The 15,829-nt window shown below is 57.4% G+C and carries 16 protein-coding genes and 1 pseudogene; 6 read left to right on the forward strand and 11 right to left on the reverse strand.

The annotated features are described in order from the left end of the window. Nucleotides 1-7: 7 nt before the first annotated feature. Complete coding sequence (locus tag ACVVH8_RS27630; RefSeq protein ID WP_103304256.1) at nucleotides 8-745, reverse strand: substrate-binding periplasmic protein; 738 nt, start codon at nucleotides 743-745, stop codon at nucleotides 8-10. Between the two features lie 255 nt (nucleotides 746-1,000). On the opposite strand from ACVVH8_RS27630, the gene ACVVH8_RS27635 reads away from it, so the two are divergent. After that, a complete protein-coding gene (locus ACVVH8_RS27635) occupies nucleotides 1,001-1,453 on the forward strand; it encodes a GNAT family N-acetyltransferase (RefSeq protein ID WP_103304257.1) in 453 nt (150 codons plus the stop codon). A 123-nt stretch (nucleotides 1,454-1,576) separates the two neighbouring features. On the opposite strand, the gene ACVVH8_RS27640 is transcribed toward ACVVH8_RS27635, so the two are convergent. From ACVVH8_RS27640 to ACVVH8_RS27650, 3 genes are read right to left on the reverse strand one after another with little or no spacing between them, the layout of a single operon-like run. Continuing rightward, nucleotides 1,577-1,873 carry a winged helix-turn-helix domain-containing protein gene (locus ACVVH8_RS27640; RefSeq protein ID WP_007913779.1) on the reverse strand — a complete coding sequence of 99 codons (297 nt, stop codon included), beginning with the start codon at nucleotides 1,871-1,873 and terminating at the stop codon, nucleotides 1,577-1,579. Nucleotides 1,874-1,897: 24 nt separating this feature from the next. Next, nucleotides 1,898-2,392, reverse strand: coding sequence for a M48 metallopeptidase family protein (locus tag ACVVH8_RS27645; protein ID WP_103304376.1), 495 nt, complete (start codon nucleotides 2,390-2,392; stop codon nucleotides 1,898-1,900). A 44-nt stretch (nucleotides 2,393-2,436) separates the two neighbouring features. Beyond that, nucleotides 2,437-4,560: a putative bifunctional diguanylate cyclase/phosphodiesterase gene (locus tag ACVVH8_RS27650; protein WP_401303756.1), complete on the reverse strand. Its 2,124-nt coding sequence runs from the start codon at nucleotides 4,558-4,560 to the stop codon at nucleotides 2,437-2,439. A 320-nt stretch (nucleotides 4,561-4,880) separates the two neighbouring features. On the opposite strand from ACVVH8_RS27650, the gene ACVVH8_RS27655 reads away from it, so the two are divergent. From ACVVH8_RS27655 to ACVVH8_RS27665, 3 genes are all read left to right on the forward strand, one after another. Further along, nucleotides 4,881-5,549 carry a polysaccharide lyase family 7 protein gene (locus tag ACVVH8_RS27655; protein WP_103304259.1) on the forward strand — a complete coding sequence of 223 codons (669 nt, stop codon included), beginning with the start codon at nucleotides 4,881-4,883 and terminating at the stop codon, nucleotides 5,547-5,549. A 493-nt stretch (nucleotides 5,550-6,042) separates the two neighbouring features. Continuing rightward, nucleotides 6,043-6,405, forward strand: coding sequence for a DUF6124 family protein (locus tag ACVVH8_RS27660; RefSeq protein ID WP_475227360.1), 363 nt, complete (start codon nucleotides 6,043-6,045; stop codon nucleotides 6,403-6,405). A gap of 635 nt (nucleotides 6,406-7,040) precedes the next feature. Continuing rightward, nucleotides 7,041-7,286 (forward strand): hypothetical protein, encoded by a 246-nt coding sequence (locus tag ACVVH8_RS27665; RefSeq protein ID WP_475227362.1) that lies wholly within the window; start codon nucleotides 7,041-7,043, stop codon nucleotides 7,284-7,286. Nucleotides 7,287-7,349: 63 nt separating this feature from the next. Here the strand turns inward: ACVVH8_RS27665 and ACVVH8_RS27670 are convergent. Further along, nucleotides 7,350-7,694: pseudogene (locus ACVVH8_RS27670) on the reverse strand (class II fructose-bisphosphate aldolase); the annotation flags it as partial. Between the two features lie 116 nt (nucleotides 7,695-7,810). Between ACVVH8_RS27670 and ACVVH8_RS27675 the strand changes: the two are divergent. Continuing rightward, on the forward strand, nucleotides 7,811-8,062 hold the full coding sequence (locus tag ACVVH8_RS27675; RefSeq protein WP_213026815.1) for a helix-turn-helix domain-containing protein: 252 nt from the start codon (nucleotides 7,811-7,813) through the stop codon (nucleotides 8,060-8,062). After that, nucleotides 8,059-9,258, forward strand: a complete 1,200-nt coding sequence (locus ACVVH8_RS27680; protein ID WP_213026816.1) for a type II toxin-antitoxin system HipA family toxin — start codon at nucleotides 8,059-8,061, stop codon at nucleotides 9,256-9,258. The genes ACVVH8_RS27675 and ACVVH8_RS27680 overlap by 4 nt, the downstream gene beginning before the upstream one ends. A gap of 81 nt (nucleotides 9,259-9,339) precedes the next feature. Here the strand turns inward: ACVVH8_RS27680 and fba are convergent, their stop codons facing one another. From fba to tkt, 6 genes are all read right to left on the reverse strand, one after another. Further along, nucleotides 9,340-10,404: a class II fructose-bisphosphate aldolase gene (gene fba / locus ACVVH8_RS27685; protein ID WP_003229012.1), complete on the reverse strand. Its 1,065-nt coding sequence runs from the start codon at nucleotides 10,402-10,404 to the stop codon at nucleotides 9,340-9,342. 268 nt (nucleotides 10,405-10,672) lie between these two features. Then, on the reverse strand, nucleotides 10,673-11,005 hold the full coding sequence (locus ACVVH8_RS27690; RefSeq protein WP_103304265.1) for an MliC family protein: 333 nt from the start codon (nucleotides 11,003-11,005) through the stop codon (nucleotides 10,673-10,675). A 57-nt stretch (nucleotides 11,006-11,062) separates the two neighbouring features. Then, nucleotides 11,063-11,284: a hypothetical protein gene (locus ACVVH8_RS27695; protein WP_401304715.1), complete on the reverse strand. Its 222-nt coding sequence runs from the start codon at nucleotides 11,282-11,284 to the stop codon at nucleotides 11,063-11,065. Between the two features lie 34 nt (nucleotides 11,285-11,318). Next, entirely contained in the window at nucleotides 11,319-12,482 is a 1,164-nt protein-coding gene (locus ACVVH8_RS27700; protein ID WP_475227365.1) for a phosphoglycerate kinase, read from the reverse strand. A 12-nt stretch (nucleotides 12,483-12,494) separates the two neighbouring features. Next, nucleotides 12,495-13,547: an erythrose-4-phosphate dehydrogenase gene (gene epd, locus ACVVH8_RS27705; protein WP_034153619.1), complete on the reverse strand. Its 1,053-nt coding sequence runs from the start codon at nucleotides 13,545-13,547 to the stop codon at nucleotides 12,495-12,497. 179 nt (nucleotides 13,548-13,726) lie between these two features. Beyond that, nucleotides 13,727-15,724, reverse strand: coding sequence for a transketolase (gene tkt / locus ACVVH8_RS27710; protein WP_103304267.1), 1,998 nt, complete (start codon nucleotides 15,722-15,724; stop codon nucleotides 13,727-13,729). Between the last annotated feature and the right edge of the window lie 105 nt (nucleotides 15,725-15,829).

A 15,829-nucleotide genomic window follows, 5' to 3' on the forward strand; every position in this document is an offset into this window, starting at 1 on the left:
CAGACACCTACATCCCATGCTGCCTCAGCAACCGGTCATAACTGCCATCCGCCTTCATCGCCGCTATCGCCCGATCAAACCCCGCCACGATCTGCTCATGCTGCGGATTTTTCAGACTCACCAATATATGCAGGCTGTTCTCGCTCAACGGTTTGGGCAAGAACTCCACCGAATTGCGCACCTTGGCTGATTCCCGCGCCAGGTAGTACTTCGCGACATACTCGTCCTCCAGCGTCAACTTGACCCGGTCCGCCGCCAGCATGCGCACCGCCATGGCGAAGTTATGCACAGGGACTTTCTGCAAAGCCGTGTCGGCATCAAATGGCGGCGAATAGGCATAACCGCGCACCACTGCAATCGGGTATGTGTGCAATTGCTGCAGATTGGAGTATTCAAGCGGCGTGTCTTTGCGCTTGAGGAAGCGGATGCGGTTGAGCAGGTACTCACCGGAAAACTGCCCGAGTTTCGTCCGCTCATCGTTGTACCAGGCGTTGACCAGTACATCGTAACGGCCTTCGCCGACACCCAGCAGCGCCCGTGCCCACGGCACCTGTTCATAACCGCTGGCATAACCGGCCCGGGCCAGCGCGGTGCTGACGATGTCGGTGGCCAGGCCGCCATTGACCAGCGTGTCGTCGGTAAAGGGTGGCCAGATATCGAATACCAGCCGCAGCTTATCGGCTGCAGCGTTCTGACCCAGCAAGAGCAATCCGATCAAAGCAAAGGCTCGATGCAATCGCGGCATGCTTGAAAATCCTTAGCGGGCGAGCTGCCCGGCGTATTTTTCAGTCAAAACCCAAGGCCCCTTACCGGCGAAACCCAGGCCCTAACGTTAGCTCATTGAAGCCAGTGCACAGCGCTCTCCAGCAGATTACACAAAGAAGACACCGTCGCGAGAAAGGAATGATGGCATTTTGACCTTTATCACAGACTCTTCAGCCATACAGACATCTTTGGCGTCTGCGCTTAGTATCGGGCGACGCCTTCAAGGAATCGAAAAATGACAATCGAATGGGTCTGCAAACATCACAGTGATTTGGGCAAAGAACAGTTGTACGCACTGCTGAAACTGCGTTCGGAAGTCTTCGTGGTCGAACAGAAATGCGCCTACCCCGACCTCGATGGCCAGGATCTGGACGGTGACACCTATCATTTGATGGGTTGGGAGGATGACCAGTTGATGGCGTATCTGCGCCTGCTGGATCCGGAATCCCAGGGCGGTGACGTGGTGATCGGCCGGGTGATAACTGCGCCGCAAGGGCGAGGCAAAGGGCTTGGGCACGAAATGATGGAACAGGCGCTGAAACAGGCCGAGAAGCATTGGCCACAGGTGCCGATCTATCTGTCGGCACAAGCGCATTTGCAGGGGTATTACGGCAAGTACGGGTTTGTGGTGGCGGGTGAGGAGTATCTGGAGGATGACATTCCGCATATCGGGATGCGTCGCTCCTGAAAGCCCCATCGCTGGCAAGCCAGCTCCCACAGAGATCTGCGGCAAACACACTTTTTGTGAATGACAGAAAAACCTGTGGGAGCTGGCTTGCCAGCGATGGCGTCAGCTCAATCGATACACAGCTCAGGGATACTCAAGCACTGCCTTGATCTGCCGCAAATTACGCTCGATCCACCCGCGATCAATCGCCCCCCACTCGCGAATCCGATAGCGCCCGGCATGGTTGCGTGCGCCCTCTTCCTGCTCGAATTCACAAACGATATCCAGATCCGCCAGTGCCGCAATCGTGTCCTGCGCCGTGCGCCGGGGCATGCCGGTCACTTCGGTCAGCGTCGGCACACTCGGCGCCAGACCGCTGTCGATCAGGTACGCCACGTACAAGCGGCGGTAGAAACTGCTTTTGGTCTTGCTGACGTCCATCCACACCTTCCTGGTTGCGTACTGTTAAGCCTGCAGATCCCGCCACGTCAGGTACACGCGCAGATCAAACTCGACCTGGTGATACCCCGGCAGCATGTGCTCACACAATTTATAAAACGCCTTGTTGTGATCCGACTCTTTGAAATGCGCCAGTTCATGCACCACGATCATCTTCAGAAAATCCGGCGCGGCATCCTTGAACAGCGAGGCGATACGAATCTCTTTCTTGGCCTTGAGCTTGCCGCCCTGCACTCGCGAAACCGTGGTGTGCAGACCGAGCGCACGGTGGGTCAGATCGAGGCGGTTGTCGAACAGCACTTTGTCGATGGCCGGGGCGTTGCGCAGATATTCCTGCTTCAAGTCCAGTGCGTAGCTGTACAGCGCCTTGTCGCTCTGCACATCGTGCCGCCCCGAATAGCGCTGATCCAGGTATTCACCCAGACGCCCGTCGGCGATCAGTTGGCGCACCTGATCCTGAAGTTGCGCGGGATAGGCCTGGAGGTACTTCAACACAGTCATGGACGAGCGACACGGTTCGAAAAATGTGCGCCAGTGTAGCGAATTCAACCGGGCAGTGCGCTCCAGTCAAACGGCGCGGCGAAGCTTGCAACGTCCTCGGCGATCAGTGGTCGTGCGACGAGGAAGCCTTGCACATACTCGCAGCCGTGGGCTTGCAGCCATTGATACTGCTCGATGGTTTCGACACCTTCGGCAATCACCAGCAAACCGTATTGCTTGCACAGGTTGATCACCGTGCTCACCAGCGAAGCGTCCCTTTCGGAGTCCGGCAACCGGGCGATCAGATGGCGATCAAGCTTGAGCGTATCGAGCTCCAGGTCACGCAGATGCGTCAGCGAACACGGCCCGGAGCCGAAGTCGTCCAGCGCCACGCGCACCCCGAGATTGCGCAGCAAACGCAGTTGTTTGCGGGTTTCATCCGGGTTTTGCATCAATGCTTCTTCGGTGACCTCGACTTCCAATTGCCGTGGCTGCAAAGAATGTCGCTCCATGACCTGACGCAACTCGGTGACCAGATTCGGCAGGCTGAACTGGGTGTTGCTCAAACTCACGCCGAGCACCAGGTCTTCGGCAAACAGGGTTTCCCAGGCTTTGCGCTGACCGGCACCGCGATGATAAATCCAGCTGCCGAGACGGCTGATCAATCGCGCCTCCTCCAGCAGCGGCAAGAACAACCCCGGCGGCACATCGCCAACGCTCGGGTGCTGCCAGCGCAACAGCGCTTCAAAGCCACGAATCTGGCCGCTGTCGATGGCCACCTGCGGTTGGTAGACCAGATTGAAATCGCGGTTTTCGATGGCCGTGCGCACACTCTCCTCAAGCATCAAACGCGAGCGCGCCCGGCCATTCATTTCGTGATCGTAAAAACGATATTGCTGACGCCCGGCGCGCTTGGCCTCGTACATGGCGATGTCCGAGGCGCGCAGTAATCCGTCGAGGTTCGAACCGCAATCCGGATACGTCGCGATGCCGATACTGGCACCGAGGGCGATGTCCAGCCCTTCGATCTGCTGACAGATCGACACACGTTCGATGAGTTTCTCGGCAATCTTCGCCGCCTGCTCGGGAAACTCAAGATCCAGCAGTGCCGTAAATTCATCGCCGCCCATGCGCGCAAGAATGTCGAACGGCCGCAGACACGCCTTCAACTGCTCGGACACCCAACGCAACACGCGGTCGCCAGCATCGTGGCCAAGGGAATCATTGACCCGCTTGAAACCGTCGAGGTCCAGATACAGCAGCACCCAACTGCTGTCGCTGCGCTCACCGCGCAACAACAGGTTCTCCACGGTCTGGTAAAAACCGCGACGGTTGAGTAACCCGGTCAATGGGTCGGTCACGGCTTGAAATTCGAGCTGTTGGTGCAAGTGGCGCACCACCGACATGTCAAGAACCGTGACCACCATCGCCTGTTGTTCAGTGGGAAGCGCCGCGCAGGACAAGGCCACCGGCACCTGTTGGCCTGGCGCTGTGCGCAATAACGCATCGTGAAGTCTCAAGGTTTCAGCACGCTTGAAGCTGGCATAAAACTCGGATTCGGCCCACTGAGGGATATGTGGTTTCTGCAGATAATCGAGAAACTCCTTACCCTCCAACTCCTTCACCGGCGCGTTCAGCAGGCGCGAAATTGCCGGATTGGCAAAGCGGATCAAGCCGTCCTCGCCCACCACCAATATCCCCTCGGCAGCGTTATCCAGCACCGAGGCATTGAAGGCGCGCGCCACTTCCAGGTCATGACTCAAGCGCTGCAACGCGCGGCGATTGCGCTGGTGTTCCAGCAACGCCTGCACTTTCGGTTTAAGGATTTGCGGATCAAACGGTTTGAACAGGTAATCCACCGCGCCGCTGGCGTAGCCCTTGATCACGGCGTCCTGGGATTGCTCGTTGGCAGTCAGGAAAATAATCGGCGTGAGGCGCGTACGCTGACTGCCGCGCATCAGGCGCGCGACTTCAAAGCCGTCCATGCCCGGCATCTGCACATCCAGCAGCACCAGATCGACGTCGTGTTCGAGCAAAAGATTGAGCGCCTCGAAACCGGAGGCCGCGGTCAACACGTGCCAATCCTGACGCTGCAGCAACGCGCGCATGCTGATCAGGTTTTCAGGGTAATCATCAACGATCAAAAGGACAGAGCTGCCTTCACCTGGCGGGGGTTGCACGCATTCCATGCTGCTTCTCTTGTCGGGACATCAGACCGGTTCCGGTAAAAACCGTACACATACTGAGCCTTCACTCTAGTCGCGGATCTGCAAAAGCAGAAGCTGTCATCAGGCCATCATTTAACCAATGTCAGGTCTAGCCGACTAACGGTCACGCGTGAAGGCCCCTGAAACCGGGAAAGATGGCATTTCGACAGGATGTTGACGCCAAACGTCCGCCGGACGGCGGTTAACAAAAAAACCCTCTACGCTTATAAAGGCCGCCCCAAAACGTGCGGCCTAGAGCTTCTGGCACGTGCGTGCAGTGAAACTTGAGTGGAAGAACCGACATGATCGACCTCGCAACCTGGAACCTCAGCGTTCCCGTTGGCAGCCCGCCATACACCGTCGAAACCTCCAAACTGGTGAACGGCTTCAAGGATCAGTACTTCCATTCCGACACCGGCACTTTGTTCTTCTGGTCACCGGTTACCGGGTCAAAAACCGAAAACGCCATCTACCCGCGCACCGAACTGCGCGAAACCTACAGCAACGGCACTCTGCGCAACTGGTATTACCCCGACGCCGACAACTCGTTGCGTGCCACCGTGACGGTGAACAAGGTGCCCAGCTCCGGCAAGATTGTCATCGGCCAGATCCACGCGTACGAAAGCCAGAAGCCGATGGTCAAACTCGAGTACCAATACAAGACCAAAACCGAGACCGGTAACCTGGTGATCAAGGTGCGCATGCACCCGGATGACGACGAGGGCCGGGTCATCACCCTCGCCACCGGGATCAAGCTGGATCGCGAATTCAACTACCTCATCCACTTGAGCCCCGGCGGCGCACTCGGCATCAGCGCGGCGGGTTATCAGTGGGACAGCCAGATCAGCGCGACGTGGCGCAACAAGCCGCTGTACTTCAAGGCCGGGGTTTATGTGCAGGACAACACCGGCTACACCAGCGAAGGTGGGCAGGTCACCTTCAGCAAACTCGATATCGACCACGATAAATAACTCTTTATTGGCACACATCCTGTGGCGAGGGAGCTTGCTCCCGCTGGGACGCGCAGCGACCCTGAAAAGCGAGGCCTGCTGCGCAGTCCAGCGGGAGCAAGCTCCCTCGCCACAGTGTTATTTATTGCCAGTCGGACATCCTTTAAACGGGGTTGTTTAGATTTGTCGGCCGTTACTTCCGGATGCCTACAACAGCTTGCGTCGTTGCCTACGGGTACGCCAGAATCCGCCGGCTTGTGCGCCTGGCGGGCCATCGGTAACTTGATTCGCGTCACTGATTTCCAGTGATCGGGTTTAGTAGCCCGTGGTGTTTTTCAGTTATGTGCAAGGCGCATCAGTCAGCTTTTGTTAGCCGACTTGATGGTGGCTGTGTGCAGGGCGCTTCGGCGCGCCGGTCAATGCTGAATAACTCCCCGGTCTACTAACCTGCGCACAGCTGCCACCCTCCTTTTAGTAGAGAAGGCAAAGCGGCTCCATCAGGAGTTTTCAGCAAATGATCAAATCAACGCCTCACCCGCCGGTCACCGACCCGGCCTCCCCGTACGAATCCCTCAATTCCAAAAAACTCAACGATGCCGCTGAACGCGCCCTCGACCACTACCTCACCCCTGCCGCCTGCATAATGGCCAGCACCAACAAACCCGAGCCGATGTACCTCGCCAACCCGAAGTACAACACCGAATCCCTGCTGGCCAACGCCAGCGAAACCCTCGGCTCAGCCAGCGAAATGCTCAACAACTTCGCCGCCATGCTCGACATCTCACACCGCAAGACCGCGCTGGGCATCGCGCAAGTGGTCATGCTCGGTGAATTGGCAGTGAATCAAGCGCTGGATCACGTGGAGTTGAAGGAATAGCCACCCATATCGGACTTTTCATCTAAAAACCTCTTGGATGTCCGCTGTAGGTGACAATTCCTTGTCACTGATGGGAAATCATCCACAGATAAACCCGCCCCGCGGCGGGTTTATTCTATAACAGTCCAACGCTCCGACTTATTTGCCCTTAGTCTTCAACTCTTCCTTCAGATAACGCCAGTAACATCGCTTCCAGCGAGATCGTTTTGGTCTTCGAAGTATTACCGGCAGTAGCGAATACTTCATTACGAGCGATACACACATCACGCATCGGGATCACAGTGACTCCGGAGATATTACGTGGGTGGAATTCGCTCAAATTGCTTAAATAAAGGGAACAGACCTGCTTAAATTCCAACTTCTTATACCGAATTTATGAATTACTCGAACAGATCATCGCGAATGACTATAAAAAACTGTCATTTCTATCAGGTTACAAGAAACAGACTTCAACTTAACCTCATCAGCGTGATACCGGAAAAACGACTTCGGACTGAAATTTAGCCCGAGCCTTAAATATCGCGAGCAAAAGGTTAAGAAAATAATGCTTACTTTCCAAGGAACCGTCTCTGATACAGGCCACACTTACATTTGATGACCTAAGCCAACAGGGTGGCAAGTTAAATAATGGGAAAATGAAATATTACGGGCTTAACTTCACCGTCACCGGGAACTATACCGCGAAGACATCCAGATCTTTTAATCTTCAGGCAAAAGCAAAAGCTTCAGATGGGGATGAATATGGGCATGGAGACAGTTCACTCACCATCACCCTGAAATCGTCCGATGGCAACGACAATCAGTTGGGCGGTACTGTTAAAGTTCTCGCAGGCGGGCCGAATGTGGGTAAGACCTACAATATGAACTTCACAAGAGGGTAACCCCAGAGCACAAAAAACCCGCCTTTCGGCGGGTTTCTTGAATCAGCAAATTAACGCTCAGGCTCAGTTAACCTTAGCGTTCAACTCACCCTTCAGATAACGCTGGAACATCGCTTCCAGAGAAATCGGCTTGATCTTCGAAGCATTACCCGCAGTACCGAACGCTTCATAACGAGCGATACACACATCACGCATTGCAGTCACGGTCGCGCCGAAGAATTTACGTGGGTCGAATTCGCTCGGGTTGGTGGCCATCAGGCGACGCATCGCACCGGTGGATGCCAGACGCAGGTCGGTGTCGATGTTGACCTTGCGCACGCCGTACTTGATGCCTTCGACGATTTCTTCAACCGGTACGCCGTAGGTTTCTTTGATGTCGCCGCCGTACTGGTTGATGATCGCCAGCCACTTCCGGTTTCATGGACGAGTAAACGTGCATCAGCAAGGGCAGCAGCTCGCAGTGAAGCGTGGATAAAATGTTTCGTATACGCTACCTTCAATATTAAATGTTACGGTAGCGACACATGGACCACTCTCTGTTGATTAACCGGCTCGGCATCCAATTACGTCAAAAACGTATAAATCGTGGCCTGACGCAGGCTCAGCTTGCCGATCTGGCGGGACTGACGCGATACAAAGTCATCGCGGTGGAGAAAGGCACCCTTTCCGTCGGCATGATCGCTTACGCGCGCGTTTTGGCTGCTCTGGACTGCGAACTCTCGGTGGTTCCAGCAACGATGCCAACCCTTGAAGAGCTTGGGGATTTATTCGAATGAAAATGGCCTCTCTTCAAGTCAGTACCCCACAAGGTAATAGCGGCAGACTTTTCAGCAACGCCGAGGATTTCACTTTTCGTTATCACGAAGATGCATCGCCAAAAATGGCCATCAGCCTCTCGATGCCTGTACGGCATGACGAATTTCGTCGGCGCGAACTGCACCCTGTTTTTCAAATGAACCTGCCAGAAGGCTACGTGCTGGAGCAGTTACGCAATCGCTTGGCCAAGACAGTCAACGTCGACCCAATGCTGCTACTGGCGCTTTCCGGAAGCACATCGCCCATTGGCAGGGTTCACGTACGCTCTGAAACCGTTGATGCCTTGTTGGAGGAGCAAGAATTTCCGGGAGAGAAACTCGAAGAGATTCTCACGTGGGACGGCACGGAAGATATCTTCGCCGACATGCTTGATCGCTACATCCTGCGGGCAGGCATTTCAGGCGTTCAACCCAAGTTGCTGGTGCCGGAACGACAAGAGGCAGAGTTGCCGCGAGTGACATCCAAAACCTCGGACCTGATCATCAAAAGTGGCAGAGACGAATTCCCAGGCCTGGCGATCAACGAATTCCTTTGTATGTCCATGGCAAAAGACGCGGGCATTCCCGTTCCGCCGTTTTATCTTTCCGACAACGCCAAGCTATTTGTCATGCGCCGCTTTGATCGCGACGATCAGCTCAACCCGATCGGTTTTGAAGACATGGCCGTGTTGATGGGGCTGCCGGCTACTCAGAAGTACAGCAAAAGTTATGCAGCCATCGCGAAGGCTGTTCGAGTGTTTTGCCCGGCGAAACACTTGCGCACGTCCCTCGATCAACTCTTCGATAGCGTTGCCCTGAGTTGCATCGTCGGAAATGGCGACGCTCATTTGAAAAATTTCGGTTTGCTCTATTCAGAACCCACGCAACGCGATGCGCATCTGGCGCCGGCTTACGACATCGTCAACACCACCGCCTATATTCCGGAAGATGTTTTGGCGTTGGATCTGGCGGGCAACAAGTCAATGTTCGCCTCCCGACAAGGACTGCTGGAGTTTGCCCATACCTGTGAAATCGAGCAGCCCAGAGAGCGTATTCAAAAGTTGCTCATCGCTGTTGAAGAGGTGCTGAAGCGCCATTCTCAGTATCGGGAACAGGCGCCTCACGTGTTTACTGCCATCAAGCAATCAGCAGCACCATTTGCTCTGACTTTTGGATAGTTTCACTGCACGCAGACATCGCAGCCCACAAAAAACCCGCCTCACGGCGGGTTTCTTGTATCAGCGGTTCAAAGCCAAGGCTCAGTTAACCTTAGCGTTCAACTCACCTTTCAGATAACGCTGGAACATCGCTTCCAGGGAGATCGGCTTGATCTTCGAAGCATTACCCGCAGTACCGAACGCTTCATAACGAGCGATACACACATCACGCATTGCAGTCACGGTGGCGCCGAAGAATTTACGTGGGTCGAATTCGCTCGGGTTGGTGGCCATCAGGCGACGCATTGCGCCGGTGGATGCCAGACGCAGGTCGGTGTCGATGTTGACCTTGCGCACGCCGTACTTGATGCCTTCGACGATTTCTTCAACCGGTACGCCGTAGGTTTCTTTGATGTCGCCGCCGTACTGGTTGATGATCGCCAGCCACTCTTGTGGCACCGACGAGGAACCGTGCATTACCAAGTGGGTGTTCGGGATGCGTTTGTGGATTTCCTTGATGCGGTCGATCGCCAGCACGTCGCCGGTCGGTGGCTTGGTGAACTTGTAGGCGCCGTGGCTGGTGCCGATGGCGATGGCCAGGGCATCAACCTGAGTCTTCTTGACGAAGTCAGCGGCTTCTTCCGGGTCGGTCAGCATTTGGCTGTGATCCAGAACGCCTTCAGCGCCGATACCGTCTTCTTCACCGGCCATGCCGGTTTCCAGCGAACCCAGGCAGCCCAATTCACCTTCAACCGAAACGCCGCAGGCGTGAGCCATGGCTACGGTCTGTTGGGTAACGCGGACGTTGTATTCGTAGTCGGTCGGGGTCTTGCCGTCTTCGCCGAGGGAACCGTCCATCATCACCGAGCTGAAGCCCAGTTGAATCGAGCGCTGGCAGACGTCAGGGCTGGTGCCGTGATCCTGGTGCATGCACACCGGGATGTGCGGGAATTCTTCGATCGCGGCCAGGATCAGGTGACGCAGGAACGGCGCGCCAGCGTATTTACGGGCGCCGGCCGAAGCCTGGACGATCACCGGGGAGTCAGTCTTGTCAGCGGCTTCCATGATGGCGCGCATCTGCTCAAGGTTGTTGACGTTGAAGGCTGGAACGCCGTAGCCGAACTCGGCTGCGTGGTCCAACATCTGGCGCATGCTGATAAGTGCCATTGTGTGTGTCTCTCCCGGTTTGGGTCGTTAATCGTGCCAGCCTGCCGGAGCGGCGGCGGCTATTCAAGTGATTGCAGATCGGGGGTCGAAGCCCGGTCTGGTGATTCGATAAAGCAAATTCTGTTTGTCACTGAAACTCTGTGGCGAGGGGGCTTGCCCCCGTTCGGCTGCGCAGCAGTCGTAAATAGCTTTGGGAGCGCTTCGCACTCCAACGGGGGCAAGCCCCCTCGCCACAAAAGCCCCCCACATTAGAGTGGTGGTGTGTCAGTTATTGCGCTTTGCAGCCGCGGCCAATCAAGTCATTGGTGGCGACCCAGTACACCAGGCCTTCGTCACCCTTGACGTGAAACGCCAGCATGCCATCGCTGTACAACGTGCCCGAGGCGCCCGGCTCTTCTTTCAGGCGATAGACCTGATCGCCGCCACCCAGTCGAACATCGACTTCCTTCTGGCTGGCATCGGCGTAACGCCACAGCACTTTGGCCTGGCTGTCGCAGGTCCAGGTGGTCCAGTTATCCGCCGGGGCGGACGACTGAAACAGGTTCAACTGCGCGCAACCGCCCAACAATGCCAACGCCGCAATGGCGATCAAGCCTTTCATCCGTGTTCCTCGGCTGACGGCGCATGCCGCCAGCCCTGAGTTAAAGAGTCAGACCCGTCAAGGACAACCATGTTCCTTGGCCGGGGTTTGCGTCTCGTATTTGTCCAGGCCGTCCGGCCCCGAGCGCTTGTTCAGCACCGGGTTGGTTTCGGCCTGCCAGTCGGCCTGATAACAGCCCTTCTGCGACTCGCTGGGTGCCGGCGTCGCTTCGGCCTTCGGGTTACTCCCGCAGGCCGCCAGCGAACCGGTCAGCAACAACAGTGCTAACGACTTGACCATGTGACCACTCCTTTGCCTGGCCAATCGGGCGGCCTCAGGCCTTGGCCCGGCTTTCCAGGACTTCTACGGCTGGCAGCACTTTGCCCTCGACGAATTCGAGGAACGCGCCGCCACCGGTGGAAATGTAGGAGATTTGCTCAGCCACGCCATATTTATCGATAGCGGCCAGGGTGTCGCCACCGCCAGCAATGGAGAACGCCGAGCTTTCAGCGATGGCCTGAGCCAGCACTTTGGTGCCGTTGCCGAACTGGTCGAATTCGAACACGCCGACCGGGCCGTTCCACAGAATGGTTTTCGACGATTTCAACAGTTCAGCGAAGTTGGCCGCGGTTTGCGGGCCGATGTCCAGAATCATGTCGTCAGCGGCAACGTCAGCGATCAGCTTGACGGTGGCTTCTGCGGTGTCGGCGAATTCCTTGGCAACCACCACGTCAACCGGCAGCGGCACGCTGACTTTGGCAGCGATGGCGCGCGCGGTGTCGAGCAGGTCCGGCTCGTACAGCGATTTGCCCACCGGGTGACCGGCCGCAGCGAGGAAAGTGTTGGCGATACCACCGCCGACGATCAGTTGATCGCAGATCTGGCTCAGGCTGTTGAGCACGTCGAGTTTGGTCGACACCTTGGAGCCGGCAACGATCGCAGCCATTGGCTTGGCCGGCGCGCCAAGGGCTTTGCCCAGCGCATCCAGTTCGGCAGCCAGCAGAGGGCCGGCGGCGGCGACCTTGGCGAACTTGGCCACGCCGTGGGTCGAACCTTCGGCGCGGTGAGCGGTGCCGAAGGCGTCCATCACGAACACGTCGCACAGGGCCGCGTATTGCTGGGCCAGTTCGTCAGCGTTCTTTTTCTCGCCCTTGTTGAAGCGCACGTTTTCGAACAGCACGATGTCGCCGGCCTTGACGTCTACACCGCCCAGGTAATCGGCCACCAGTGGCACTTCGCGACCCAGAGCCTTGCTCAGGTAGTCGGCGACTGGCTTGAGGCTGTTCTCGGCGGAGAACTCGCCCTCGGTCGGACGGCCCAGGTGCGAGCAAACCATCACCGCCGCACCTTTTTCCAGGGCCAGCTTGATGGTCGGCAGCGAAGCCAGGATACGCGCGTCGCTGGTGACAACACCGTCCTTGACTGGGACGTTGAGGTCTTCGCGGATCAATACGCGCTTACCTTGCAGATCGAGGTCGGACATCTTCAACACGGTCATGGGTCGCACTTCCTACGGTTTTTTTGAAGTTGCTGTTTGCAGATAGTGTTCTGCAACATCCAGCATTCGGTTGGCAAAACCCCATTCGTTGTCGAACCAGGCCAGGATGTTTACCAGTTTGGGGCCGGAAACACGGGTCTGACTGGCATCGACGATGGCCGAATGTGGGTCATGGTTGAAATCACAGCTTGCGTGGGGAAGCTCGGTGTAAGCCAGCAGGCCTTTGAGCGGGCCGCTGGTGGCAGCCTCGCGCAGAATCCGGTTGACCTCATTGGCGTCGGTCGCGGTGGCGGTCTGCATCGTGATGTCGAGGCAAGACACGTTGACCGTCGGCACGCGTACGGCTTTGGCCTGAATTCGCCCGGCAAGTTCCGGCAGCAGGCGCTCGATACCGCGCGCCAGACCAGTGGACACCGGGATCACCGACTGGAACGCCGAACGCGTGCGGCGCAGGTCTTCGTGGTGATAGGCGTCGATCACCGGCTGATCGTTCATCGCCGAGTGAATCGTGGTGATCGACACGTAATCGAGGCCAATCGCCTTGTCGAGTAAACGCAACAGCGGCACGCCGCAGTTGGTCGTGCAGGAGGCGTTGGACACCAGCAACTCATCACCAGTCAGGCAATCCTGATTGACGCCGTAAACGATGGTGGCGTCGACATCCGCCTCGCTGGCCATCGGCTGCGAGAACAACACGCGTGGCGCGCCGGCGTTGAGAAAGCGCTGGCCATCTTCACGGGTGTTGTAGGCACCGGAACACTCAAGCACCAGATCGACGCCAAGGGACGCCCAATCGATGCCTTCGGGGGTGGCACTGCGCAGGACCTTCACGCAGTCGCCATTAATATGCAGACAATCGCCTTCTACTCGCACTTCGCCGGGAAAGCGGCCGTGAGTGGAGTCGAAGCGTGTCAGGTATTCGATGCTGGCCATGTCGGCCAGATCGTTGATTGCGACAATTTCAAACCCGGCTTTCTCGCCTCGCTCAAACAACGCACGCAAGACGCAACGACCAATCCGGCCGTAGCCGTTGAGTGCAACTTTGTAAGGACGCGGTTGAGGCATGGGGTTCTCGATAAAACGCGGGCAGACACAATGCTTGTTTGCGACACACTCCTTGTGGGAGCTGGCTTGCCAGCGATGGGGTCCTCCGCTTCAACATAAATGCTGACTGAACGGACGCTATCGCTGGCAAGCCAGCTCCCACAGGGAATTGCGGTGACCGCTAGATCACCGCGCTGTGCTTAGTCTTCCAGCAGCTCTTCAGCCTGACCCAGGATGTTTTCCAGGGTGAAGCCGAACTCTTCGAACAGTGCCGAAGCCGGAGCCGATTCGCCGTAAGTGGTCATGCCGATCACGCGACCTTCCAGACCCACGTACTTGAACCAGAAGTCGGCGTGAGCCGCTTCGATCGCGATACGCGCGCTGACCTGCAACGGCAGCACGGCTTGCTTGTAGCCCGCGTCCTGAGCATCGAACACGCTGGTGCAAGGCATGGAAACCACGCGCACCTTACGGCCCTGCTCGGTCAGTTTGTCGTACGCCTGAACAGCCAGGCCCACTTCAGAACCGGTCGAGATCAGGATCAGCTCAGGCTCGCCTGCGCAGTCCTTCAGCACGTAGCCACCGCGGCTGATGTCGGCGATCTGACCGGCATCGCGCTCTTGGTGCTGCAGGTTCTGACGCGAGAAGATCAGCGCCGATGGGCCGTCCTTGCGCTCCAGAGCGTTTTTCCAGGCCACGGCCGATTCAACGGCATCGGCTGGACGCCAGGTGTCGAGGTTCGGTGTGGTACGCAGGCTGGTCAGTTGCTCGATCGGCTGGTGCGTCGGGCCGTCTTCGCCCAGACCGATGGAGTCGTGGGTGTAGACGTGGATCACTTGCTTCTTCATCAGCGCGGACATGCGCACGGCGTTGCGGGCGTATTCCATGAACATCAGGAAGGTCGCGCCGTAAGGCACCAGGCCGCCGTGCAGAGTGACGCCGTTCATGATCGCGGTCATGCCGAATTCGCGCACGCCGTAGTACATGTAGTTGCCGCTGGCATCTTCAGCGCTGACGCCTTTGCAACCTTTCCACAGGGTCAGGTTGGAACCGGCCAGGTCAGCCGAACCGCCGAGCAGTTCCGGCAGCAGCGGGCCGAACGCGTTCAGGGTGTTCTGGCTGGCTTTACGGCTGGCGATGGTTTCGCCTTTGGCAGCCACTTCAGCGATGTAGGCCGAGGCTTTTTCGGAGAAGTCGGCCGGCAGCTCGCCGCTCAGACGACGCACCAGTTCGTTGGCTTCGGTCGGGAACGCGGCGGAGTAAGCAGCGAAACGCTGATCCCACTCGGCTTCAACAGCACGGCCAGCTTCTTTGGCATCCCATTCGGCATAGATGTCGGCCGGGATTTCGAACGGGCCGTAGTTCCAGTTCAACGCTTTGCGAGTCAGAGCGATTTCCGCGTCGCCCAGCGGGGCGCCGTGGCAATCTTCTTTGCCCTGCTTGTTCGGCGAACCGAAACCGATGGTTGTCTTGCAGCAGATCAGGGTCGGCAGCGGGCTCTTGCGCGCGGTCTCGATGGCGGTCTTGATCTCTTCCGGATCGTGACCGTCGACGTTGCGGATGACCTGCCAGTTGTAGGACTCGAAACGCTTCGGCGTGTCATCGGTGAACCAGCCTTCGACTTCGCCGTCGATGGAGATGCCGTTGTCATCGTAGAAAGCAATCAGCTTGCCCAGGCCCAGAGTACCGGCCAGGGAGGCGACTTCGTGGGAAATGCCTTCCATCATGCAGCCATCACCCAGGAACACGTAGGTGTGGTGGTCAACGATGTTGTGGCCAGGACGGTTGAACTGCGCGCCTAGCACTTTTTCAGCCAGAGCGAAGCCCACGGCGTTGGCCAGACCCTGACCCAGAGGGCCAGTGGTGGTCTCGACGCCCGGGGTGTAACCGAATTCCGGGTGACCCGGGGTACGGCTGTGCAGTTGACGGAATTGTTTGAGGTCGTCGATCGACAGGTCGTAACCGGTCAGGTGCAGCAGCGAGTAGATCAACATCGAGCCGTGGCCGTTGGACAGCACAAAGCGGTCACGGTCGGCGAACGATGGATTGCTCGGGTTGTGCTTGAGGTAGTCGCGCCAAAGCACTTCGGCGATATCTGCCATACCCATAGGGGCACCGGGATGGCCGCTGTTGGCTTTTTGCACGGCATCCATGCTGAGGGCACGAATGGCGTTGGCACGCTCACGACGGCTAGGCATCGCTGATCTCCTGGGTGTGAATAGATTGAAACGGAAAAAAGGAGGGCATTTTCCCTCACCGGAGCGCCTCGGGGCAATGACAGATAGTCATCCGAGGGCGTTTTT

Source organism: Pseudomonas trutticola BRTCR10 (genome assembly GCF_056155105.1).